Source organism: Actinoalloteichus spitiensis RMV-1378, from assembly GCF_000239155.1.
GTDB classification, from domain to species: Bacteria; Actinomycetota; Actinomycetes; order Mycobacteriales; family Pseudonocardiaceae; genus Actinoalloteichus_B; species Actinoalloteichus_B spitiensis.
In genome coordinates this window covers 1-5,897 of record NZ_AGVX02000395.1, presented here as the reverse complement: position 1 = coordinate 5,897, position 5,897 = coordinate 1, and the positions used below count along the sequence as shown (strand labels likewise).

General features: G+C 71.8%; 8 protein-coding genes, 1 tRNA gene and 1 pseudogene. 4 read left to right on the top strand and 6 right to left on the bottom strand.

Annotation, left to right across the window (positions count from 1 at the left end; all coding sequences use genetic code 11):
* Positions 1-721 (bottom strand): DUF6319 family protein (locus tag ACTIDRAF_RS29470; RefSeq protein ID WP_016699967.1); only part of this gene is annotated, 721 nt, incomplete at its 3' end.
* 191 nt (positions 722-912) lie between these two features.
* Between ACTIDRAF_RS29470 and ACTIDRAF_RS32075 the strand changes: the two genes are divergently transcribed.
* Positions 913-1,545, top strand: coding sequence for a hypothetical protein (locus ACTIDRAF_RS32075; protein ID WP_157163097.1), 633 nt, complete (start codon positions 913-915; stop codon positions 1,543-1,545).
* Between the two features lie 293 nt (positions 1,546-1,838).
* Here the strand turns inward: ACTIDRAF_RS32075 and ACTIDRAF_RS29460 are convergent, their stop codons facing one another.
* The gene (locus tag ACTIDRAF_RS29460) at positions 1,839-2,144 is read right to left on the bottom strand and encodes a hypothetical protein (protein WP_016699965.1); all 306 of its coding nucleotides are present in this window, start codon (positions 2,142-2,144) and stop codon (positions 1,839-1,841) included.
* 255 nt (positions 2,145-2,399) lie between these two features.
* Between ACTIDRAF_RS29460 and ACTIDRAF_RS33900 the strand changes: the two genes are divergently transcribed.
* Positions 2,400-2,546, top strand: coding sequence for a hypothetical protein (locus ACTIDRAF_RS33900; protein WP_157163096.1), 147 nt, complete (start codon positions 2,400-2,402; stop codon positions 2,544-2,546).
* A 227-nt stretch (positions 2,547-2,773) separates the two neighbouring features.
* On the opposite strand, the gene ACTIDRAF_RS0217190 is transcribed toward ACTIDRAF_RS33900, so the two are convergent.
* On the bottom strand, positions 2,774-2,995 hold the full coding sequence (locus ACTIDRAF_RS0217190) for a DUF3618 domain-containing protein (protein ID WP_016699963.1): 222 nt from the start codon (positions 2,993-2,995) through the stop codon (positions 2,774-2,776).
* Positions 2,996-3,254: 259 nt separating this feature from the next.
* On the opposite strand from ACTIDRAF_RS0217190, the gene ACTIDRAF_RS0217185 reads away from it, so the two are divergent.
* Positions 3,255-3,328 (top strand) — tRNA-Leu (locus ACTIDRAF_RS0217185).
* Between the two features lie 534 nt (positions 3,329-3,862).
* On the opposite strand, the gene ACTIDRAF_RS29455 is transcribed toward ACTIDRAF_RS0217185, so the two are convergent.
* On the bottom strand, positions 3,863-4,495 hold the full coding sequence (locus ACTIDRAF_RS29455; RefSeq protein ID WP_211215369.1) for an NAD-dependent epimerase/dehydratase family protein: 633 nt from the start codon (positions 4,493-4,495) through the stop codon (positions 3,863-3,865).
* Positions 4,485-4,799, bottom strand: a complete 315-nt coding sequence (locus ACTIDRAF_RS34530; protein ID WP_211215368.1) for an NAD-dependent epimerase/dehydratase family protein — start codon at positions 4,797-4,799, stop codon at positions 4,485-4,487. The genes ACTIDRAF_RS29455 and ACTIDRAF_RS34530 overlap by 11 nt, the downstream gene beginning before the upstream one ends.
* Before the next feature lie 86 nt (positions 4,800-4,885).
* Between ACTIDRAF_RS34530 and ACTIDRAF_RS0217175 the strand changes: the two genes are divergently transcribed.
* Positions 4,886-5,344: a MarR family winged helix-turn-helix transcriptional regulator gene (locus ACTIDRAF_RS0217175; RefSeq protein ID WP_245533569.1), complete on the top strand. Its 459-nt coding sequence runs from the start codon at positions 4,886-4,888 to the stop codon at positions 5,342-5,344.
* 313 nt (positions 5,345-5,657) lie between these two features.
* Here the strand turns inward: ACTIDRAF_RS0217175 and ACTIDRAF_RS29450 are convergent.
* Positions 5,658-5,897: pseudogene (locus ACTIDRAF_RS29450) on the bottom strand (alpha/beta hydrolase); the annotation flags it as partial.

Sequence of the window (5,897 nt, the reverse complement as noted above, 5' to 3'; positions counted from 1 at the left end):
CGGGCTCCTCCGGAGCGGCCGGCTGCGGGGTGAGCTCGCCGAGGAGGCGCCGGGCCTCCTCCAGCTCGGCCTGCAACTGCTCGACGCGCGCCCGGTGCTGCTCGCGGGCCGCCTCGAGGACCGGCTCGATGGCGGCCTCGACGTCCTCGTGGAGCAGCGCGACGGCCTGCGACACCGCGGCCGGGCTGACGGTCGTCGGCTTGACCGCCTTCTTGGTGCCCAACATGACCTCGGCCGTCCAGAGACCGTCCTGGGTGGACGTCAGGGTGAGTACCGCGGCCGTGGGCGCCTTGGCCTTCTTGGCGCTTCCCGCCTTCGCCTTCGAACTCCCGGACTGGGACGTCGATGACTGTTCGGACACGGAACCTCCGCTCGTGGATGGGGACTTGGGCATCGCCGCGCCGGGCGCGGCGGAGAACGTGGGGCTCGGGGGGTTGGCCGGCTTCTTCGCCGCCGGCGCGGCGTTCTTGCCGTCCTTGCGCTTCCGCCCCGGCTTCTCCAGCGTGAGTTCGCTGGTGGAGAAGGTCAGGGTGTCCTGGGACCCGGTGGGAGTGACCTGGATGAAGTCGCCGTCCGCCGGGTCGCCCAGGCCCACGACCTTGCCGGACTTGCCCGCCTCGACCCCCACCGCTCGGGTCGTGAACCAGACCTGGGGCTGGCGTCCGGCGGTCAGCTCCTCCGTCAGGTATTGAAGATCCTGCTGGGACAGCACTTTCGGCATCGCTTCTCCTTGATCACGGCGCGCGCTGTCAGGGTGTCGCACCGGACCGACACCCTCCACGCACACCACTTTCACCCGTCAGAGGGGGCCGACACCCTCAGTAACGGCCTTACAGCGTGCCGTTCCGCTCCCACCATGCGGGTCCCGTCATCCGGACGGACGATGAGGCCATGTGGGAGGGGAGTAGCACCATGGAACTTGCACCCATCACGGTCAACTACGTGCAGGACGGGGAGGACTGGACGCTCACCGTGGTTGGCGAGGAGAGTTCCCGGACCGACCACGCGTCCGGCCTGCTCGCGGCGCGGGCCCGCGCCGACGAACTGATCGAGGAACTCTCCGGCGGACATCCCGTCGCAGTGCACCTGCTTGACGGTGACGCCGTTGCCTTCACCCGTGCCTACCTGTACGCCAGGCACGTGGCACCTCGGGACCACGGCGACACCGAGCGGAAGACCGCCGCCCAGTCCGGTTCGGACACTGTAGCCGATCAAGATCAGCAACCAGCCGCCCCCGTCGGCGAAGCAGGGTCCACTGTGGCCGGTGTGACTGGTGGGGCTGATGTTTCCGGCGAGACCTCTGACCGGCCGGTGGACGCCGAGGCCGGGGCGGCGCGGACCGCGTCGACCGACGAGGCGGGGACCGAAGTACCTCCTCCGGCGACGGGCACGGTGGAGGAGACCACGACCGACGTCCAGCCGTCGGCGCCGGCCGGCGGGGAAACCGACCAGGCTGGCGAGAAGAAGGAGGACGAGGGCGGCGCCACGCGGAAGAAGCGGTCCCGCTCCGACTCCGCGACGAGGCGCGGGAAACGGGCGAGCTAGTACCGGCGGACGAGCCGGGGCGGGGCCGGTCGAGCGTCCCCGCCCCGTATCCACGTCCGCCGACTCCGCGCCCAGCGGACCAGCCGGAGACCGCCGCGACCGGCGACCCACCCGGTGCCGGGACGCATGGCCTCTCCAACCCGCCCCTCATCGCGGTGGTTACCACCCGCCCGAGCATGCTCCCGCCGTGCCGTGCCTCGGGGCGGTGACGGGGCGTGGTGGCGGATGTCCGCCGTCGTCGGCCCGGGCGAAGGGGCGGAGCGGGGAGTCAGGAGGCGCGCCGCCCCTCCGGCTCACCGCGTCGAGGGACCGACCTGGTACGAGCGGATCACCGTCTGCTCCACGGAATTCCCCTCGGAGTCCGATGCCCTGGCCCGCAGTGGCACGAAGCCTTCCGCCGGGTGCACCACCGCGACCACGCCGTCGACGACCTCCAGCGACTCCCAGGTCTCCCCGTCGTCCACCGAGTACTCGACCGCCAGCTCGGTGATCCCAGCGGCGGTGTCCTCGACCGTCACGGCGAACGCGTGCTCCTCGTTCCCAGGCAGGACCCCGAGCGGATCGTCGACGGTCGCGACCGAGGTGAACCGGACCCCCATCAGGGGCAGACCGGCTGGTCCCCCAGCCCCGGGTTCTCACTCCGGGAGGTCCACCGGGGCCCGCGCCGAGGTGCCCAGCACCGACCACTCCACGTTCCTCGTGGCCGTGGCCTCCGGCGTGTACATCCCGGGCCCGCTCGGGACCGACGCGCTCGGAAGCCGTACTCGTCGCTGGAGGCGAGCACCCCCTCCTCGTCGGAGAGGGTCAGCTCACCGGCGAACACGTCGGCAGACCCGTACCCGTAGTACTGGTCGGTGTCGGAGGTGACGAAGTACCGGGGCGAGAACATCACGTCGTCACCGGTGCGCCGTCCCTCCCCGAGGATCGTCACAGGAGCGGTGTTCCACCTGGTCGACTCCGCTCCCTCCTCGTACACCGAGACCCGACCGGTCTCCTCGTAGTTCTCGCCGAGGTCGTCCTGGAACCCGAGGCACTCGCGGGTTCGGGGCGTCGTCGGTGCGGCCCCGGAGTGGGCAGGACCGCTGCCGGGGGGCCGAGGCCCGCGACCGTTCGGAGGAGGAACGTCGGGGGCAAGCCGACGTGGACCCGTCCGCGACGCGGGCCGAAGCCACCCCTGGCACGGGTCGGGGGCGGAGCCGGCACCCGGCACCGCCCCCGACGACCTCGCTCAGCGGAACAGCTTGCGCAGCAACGCGAACGCGATCAGGGCACCGATCGCCATCAACGAGTACTTCACCCGAGGGTCCGCCAGCCTCTCCCGGGCACTGGCCTTCCCGGACTCGATGAACCGCTGCGGGTTCGCCTTGCTACCCAGCTCGTCGAGCGTTCCGGCCAACGCGGTACGAGCGTCTTCGATCTCCCGCTCGATCTCGTCGGGGTCGCGAGCCACGTTTCCTCCTCACAGCAGTGCGGACCAGGAACTCGTGCACGACCGGCACGACCGGACCGGCCGGGCGACCACCCGACGCGGCCAGCAGCGATCCTGTTTCCGACACCGTAGAGGACGCCCGTTGGGCGGGCGAACGCGCGGCGGGCGCCGCGTGCGGGACGAGCCGCCGGGAACGTGGTCTCGCTGACAGAAGCGCGCCCCCTCGCCTCGCGAGAGTGATCTTTCCGTTACCCTGTGGTCCGCGTCGGAACGGCGCACGGGGGCCGTAGCCCAATTGGCAGAGGCACACGGTTTAGGTCCGTGCCAGTGTGGGTTCGAGTCCCACCGGCCCCACAACTCCCCCACCACCGGGCCGCCCAGCGGGACGTGGGACCCGGGTTCACGGAGCGAGAAGCGGTTCCTCCCGGCGGGTACGGGTGCGGTAGCTCCGGGGATGTGCGGGGCGGGCGGCAGCGGCACCTCACCAGTCCGGTCCACCGCCGCCCCCGGAATCCGTCACGACGGCCCCGGCAGCGCGGGCAGGTCGACGAACCTCGCCTCCCGGGTCCGCTGGGAGCACCCAGCCGGCCAGGTTCCCGCGCACGGCGGCGTCGCGGCCCCGGGCGACCGCCCCTCGCCCGGGCGCACGTACTGGCGACCTCGCCGACGTGCTGGGCGCCGGCGCGTACCCGCTCGTGCTCGACGCTCCTCAGCACGGCCCACCTCCACCACCCCTGGTCCAGGTGAGCACGACACGCGCCGGTCGGCCGCCGGTCGGGACCAGCCTCGAACCACCGGGGAGTCGACCGGAAGAACGGGGATCGACCCCGGCTGGGGAGACGAATTCGTGACCAGCTGGCGCGTGCCGCGCGCCCCGGCCGGTCGGCGTCACTCAGCGGTGTGCGCGGGCGGGCCGCCGCCGCGCAGCTCGTGGCGTATCCAGTCGAGCACCGAGCTGTGTTCCGGGCTCCACCCGAGCTCCTGCCGCGCCCGTGTTCCTCGCACCCGGCTGTTCGAACCGAGGGCGTACCGCGCGAGTTCGTAGCCCCATTCGTCGACGGCCGAGTCGACGTCCCAGGGTTGGGCGGGCGGCAGGCCCAGAGCGCGTGCGACCGCCCGCGCGATGTCGCCGAACGACGCTTCCCCGTTCTCCACGAAGTAGAAGGAGCCCGCCGGCGCACCGGTCAACGCCCGGAGGTAGAGGTCGACGACGTCGTCGATGTGCACCGTGGACCAGATGTTCTCCCCGGGGCCGACGTGCCGCACGGTTCCGGTGGCCCTGGCCACGTTCACCAGGGCGGGAATCTGCACGCTGTCCCTCCCCAGTCCCCTGCCGTGGCCGTAGATCAGGCTGTTGCACAGCACCACGGAACGGACGTCACGACGGGAGGCCTCCACCACGACCCGGTCGGTCGCCACCCGGGCAGCCTTGTCCCCGGTCGGCTGCCACGCGCCTCCGGGCCGCAGGTCGTCCTCGTCGAACACCCGAGCGGAACGCTCGCCCCGTGCGTCATCCCCCACGATGCTGGACGCTGGTGTGCAGCAGCGGCTTGCCCGAACCCGCCAGTGCCTCGCTGAGAGCGACGACCGCACCGTGGTGGTCGCTGTCCGCCGCGTTGATCACGGCGTCGGCCCTGGCCGCCTCCCTGGCGAGGAGTACGGGGTCGTCCAGCGAGCCGACGACGGGCTCCACCCCCAGTTCCGCCAAGGGCTTCACCGCAGCGGGCGACCGGGTCAGGCCGACCACCTCATGCCCCGACCTCAGCAGCTCCGTCGCGAGGGAACCGCCGATGAAGCCGGTCGATCCCGTCAGGAACACACGCATCCCGACATCCTTCCCCTTGTCCGTGCATATACATATAGTGCATATACACCTAGTGCACGGACACGGGGTCAGGTCAGACTGGGACCATGCGAGAAGGCCGACCGAGCATCGCGCTGCCCACTCCCGTGGAACGGAGGTGGCAGGCCCTACGCCGGCTGCAGGCCCTCGTCGACGACGCGGTGGAACGCGCACTGCACCAGGAACACGGCCTGTCCGTCTCCGAGTACCTCGCCCTGGCCTCGCTCGCCTACTCGGACGATGGGGGGCACCTCCGCCAGCAGGTGCTCGCGGACGCGATTCCGCTCAAGCACAGCTCGGTGAGCAGACTGGTCGGTCGGCTCGAACGCGAGGGACTCACCGAGAGGTACCTGTGCGAAACGGACCGGCGAGGCGTCTACACCCAGATCACGGAGCACGGACGGGACCTCCTCGCCCGCGCCCGGGAGACGTACCTGCGAACGCTCGAGACCGAACTGGCTGCTGCCCGGCACGACCCGGAGCTCGTCGACTTCGTCGACCTCGTCCGAGCCCAGCCCCCCACCTGAGCACCGCGACGGTCCCACCTTCCGCACCACGGGAAGCGGGGTGAACCGGGGTGAACCGGGGTGAACCGGGTCGTCGGCCGGTGTGTTCCACAGGACCGGAAACGGGTGGCGGACGGGAGTTCGGGGGATTTCGGGGAGGGACCAGCCCGCGACGGATCCCCACGCGGAGCCGCGACACCGGACGTGAGGGGAGCACGGGTCCGCACGGCCGGCGGGCGAAGGGACCCGCGACCCCGTCGCGACCCGGGGACCCGGTCGAGGCGAGACCCCGGCCAGGGGCGAACCTGATCAGCAGGCAGGCCGGCGAGGTCGCCTAGCCCGCGTCCGCGAGGTGACGCCGGAACCAGGTCGTCAGGGCGGCGTCCACCTCGCGTGCCAGCGGCAGCTGTGGCGCGGGCTCGATGCCCGGCTCCTCGGCGAGCGGGTGGGCCAGGCCGGGGATCGACAGCAGTTCGGCCCCTCCCCCGAGGGCGTTGACGAGGTCCACGGCGTCGGCGCGCAGCCCCGGGTGGTCCCGCTCGCCGCTGACGACCAGCAGCGGCGAGCGGCCGGG

Bases quoted from the DNA above. Each gene is read 5' to 3' on its own strand.
- ACTIDRAF_RS32075 (WP_157163097.1), top strand. From the start codon at position 913: ATGGAACTTGCACCCATCACGGTCAACTACGTGCAGGACGGGGAGGAC.
- ACTIDRAF_RS29460 (WP_016699965.1), bottom strand. From the start codon at position 2,144: ATGGGGGTCCGGTTCACCTCGGTCGCGACCGTCGACGATCCGCTCGGG.
- ACTIDRAF_RS34530 (WP_211215368.1), bottom strand. From the start codon at position 4,799: ATGCGTGTGTTCCTGACGGGATCGACCGGCTTCATCGGCGGTTCCCTC.
- ACTIDRAF_RS0217175 (WP_245533569.1), top strand. From the start codon at position 4,886: ATGCGAGAAGGCCGACCGAGCATCGCGCTGCCCACTCCCGTGGAACGG.